3 protein-coding genes are annotated in these 2635 nt (G+C 56.2%); all 3 read right to left on the bottom strand.

The features are described from left to right. Positions 1–123: 123 nt before the first annotated feature. Positions 124–888 (bottom strand): Crp/Fnr family transcriptional regulator, encoded by a 765-nt coding sequence (locus ACP5E6_RS18075; protein ID WP_427956651.1) that lies wholly within the window; start codon positions 886–888, stop codon positions 124–126. Further along, positions 875–1708, bottom strand: coding sequence for a slipin family protein (locus ACP5E6_RS18070; RefSeq protein WP_427956649.1), 834 nt, complete (start codon positions 1706–1708; stop codon positions 875–877). Before ACP5E6_RS18070 ends, ACP5E6_RS18075 begins: the two co-directional genes overlap by 14 nt. Positions 1709–2096: 388 nt before the next feature. Then, positions 2097–2522: a hypothetical protein gene (locus tag ACP5E6_RS18065; RefSeq protein ID WP_427956647.1), complete on the bottom strand. Its 426-nt coding sequence runs from the start codon at positions 2520–2522 to the stop codon at positions 2097–2099. Between the last annotated feature and the right edge of the window lie 113 nt (positions 2523–2635).

Below are 2635 nucleotides of genomic sequence, written 5' to 3'. Positions count from 1 at the left end.
ATATGTTCCTGTTTCGTACCGCAGGGGAATCGGCGGATCAAGATGGGTAAGCAGGTCCGAAATTGACTCGTGAACAAACGACCCGGCTGCCCGCTTGACGTTATGTTCGGGATCAACCGACGGCTATTTTGCCACACCATCGCCAACCGCACGCAGTGCCACCGGATCGACAATGGTGATATTTTGATCACCATTGAGTGCGATCAGGTGCCGCTTTCGGAGCAACGTCAGACTACGCGAGACGGTCTCGTTCGTCAGCCCGAGGTAGTCGGCAGTATCGCTGCGGCCCATCGGCAGAACAATGCTGTCCGGATCGCCGCCCCCCGCAGACGGGTCCACCCAGCCGAGCAGAAATGTGGCCAGCCGCTCGATCGCGGTTTTGCGACCAAGCAGTAGCATCTGTGCCTGGGCCACGACCAGTTCGTTGCAGGTTGCGGCCAGGAGGTGCAGTTCAAGGGCTGGAAACCGCGTGAACAGATTGCGCAGTTTGCGTCGTTCGAACCGGCAAAACTGCACCTCGTCCAACGCCTCCGTGGTGAAACCATAGTGGTCCTGCGTGCCAAGGCCAAGAAAGGATCCGGCCGACACGAAGCCTATCACTTGGCGTCGGCCGTCCTGCATGTCCTTGTAGAGTTTCGCGTGACCGGCACTAATGTTGAAGAAATACAGAATCCGGTCGCCCTCCGCCATCAGGATGCGCCCCTTGGGCAGGCTGCACCAGCATGCGGCATCGGCAAGCTCCTGCAGATCGACCGCGCTCAGCGCGTCGCAAAGTCCGATATAGCGTGCAGCACAGGTGCCGCAATGCGTCGATGTCGTTCGCTCGATCGCTGGCCCAGGCGGGTGGGCGTCGGCAACATCAATAGTTGCGAGATCATGTAGCGGCATGAACAGCAGTCGGCGCCAGCGCCGGCGGCACGGCGGCAGCCTTGGAATCGAGCAGCGCGAGCAACGGCTTGATGATATCGAGCGGCATCGGGAAGATAACCGTCGAGTTCTGTTCGGCACCGATTTCGGTGAGGGTCTGCAGATACCGCAACTGCATGGCTGCGGGCACGCTGGACAGGATCGTCGCGGCATCGGCGAGCGTCTGCGCCGCCTGGAACTCGGCCTCGGCGTGAATGATCTTGGCACGGCGATCCCTTTCCGCCTCCGCCTGCTTGGCGATGGCGCGGATCATGTTTTCGGTCAGTTCAACCGTACGGATCTCGACGTTGCTGATCTTGATGCCCCAAACCTCGGTCTGACCTTCCAGAATGCCTTGCAGATCCTGACTTAGCTTTTTGCGCTCAGAAAGCATCTCGTCGAGTGGATGCTGGCCGAGCACGGCGCGCAGCGTGGTCTGCGCCAGCATCACTGTCGCTGGCATATACTGCTGGACCTTGATGATCGCGTGTTCGGGATCGATCACGTTGAAATATAGTACAGCATCGACCTTCATCGATACGTTATCACGCGAGATCACGTCCTGTGCCGGGATTTCGATCACCTGAATGCGCAGATCGACCCTGACCATCTCCTGCACGAATGGGATCAGCACGATAAAGCCGGGCCCCTTCACCTTCTGGAACCGGCCCAGCGTGAACACAACGCCGCGCTCGTACTCCCGGAGGATCTTAACTGTCGCGCGGATCAGCACGCTGAGAATGATGAAGGCAACGATCACAAAAAGAACGCTGGTAATTAAGTCCTGTGCTTCGAATTTCAATTGAGCTCTCCTGATGCCTTGTCGGGGACGGGCGCCGCTGCGAACGTCGGAATTTCACCACCTTCGCGTTAAAGCTTTGAAGATGTAAACATATCGAATGGTAATTGCGAGATGTGGTAATTATGTACATGTCTGGTAGGGCAGCCATTCAGACCGAATAAAATTTTTAAATTGGAAATTATTACAGTTTAAAGTATGATAATTTCAATAATAAAACATATAATTATCCACTCTCCAGATGCGATCCCATTGATAAATATCAGTTGCAACACGCAAATACGATGCTATGCGAAAGGCGATGAACTTACGGATGACCCGATGAGTAGAAGCGATCGTATAAAGTTGAATCAGGTCGCACATTATCGTGATGCCGGCTGAGCGCCCCGCTTCAATCGTACGACATGGGCATTGCGATGCCGATCTTGTCGTCGGCCGCCTCGTAGCGGCCGAGATCGACCCGAGCTTTCCGATCATGCGACTTACCATGCCCATGGTGGATCTGACCGCCTGGCGTCGTTTCGCGGTGCATGCCTTGGCGGCAAAAATCGCGACGCGCGGCATTCTGACCGTCAGGTGGAGCGGTCGGCATCATCCTGGCGGTCTCGCATGTTTCAATGGTGCGAACGATCCTGCGGACGGTCGCATTCTGGTCGCACGATATGTCGTAGCCGTAGATATCCTGAGCCCTGAACGCATGATCCGCGCCCTGATCGAGAGCCTGGAAACGATTGGGAGGATCAATCGGTGCGCCAGCCTCCACGTATCGCTGTTGCCTGAGTCGATCGTCAGGCGTCGCGTGCACCGCCTCGGTCATACAGCTACGATCATGCAGATCCTTCGGATACCTCTGAGCCCTTGATGTAGATCAATGACCCTTAGGGTCTGAGCTTTGATAAGCGCGTCATTATTTCAGGCGTCTGGGTTTGA

It is taken from the genome of Acidiphilium sp. (assembly GCF_049977125.1).
Classification (GTDB): Bacteria; Pseudomonadota; Alphaproteobacteria; order Acetobacterales; family Acetobacteraceae; genus Acidiphilium.
This window is presented reverse-complemented; position numbering and strand designations above follow the sequence as displayed.

Coding starts and splice junctions, on each gene's coding strand:
- ACP5E6_RS18075 (WP_427956651.1), bottom strand. CDS start 888: ATGCCGCTACATGATCTCGCAACTATTGATGTTGCCGACGCCCACCCG.
- ACP5E6_RS18065 (WP_427956647.1), bottom strand. CDS start 2,522: ATGACCGAGGCGGTGCACGCGACGCCTGACGATCGACTCAGGCAACAG.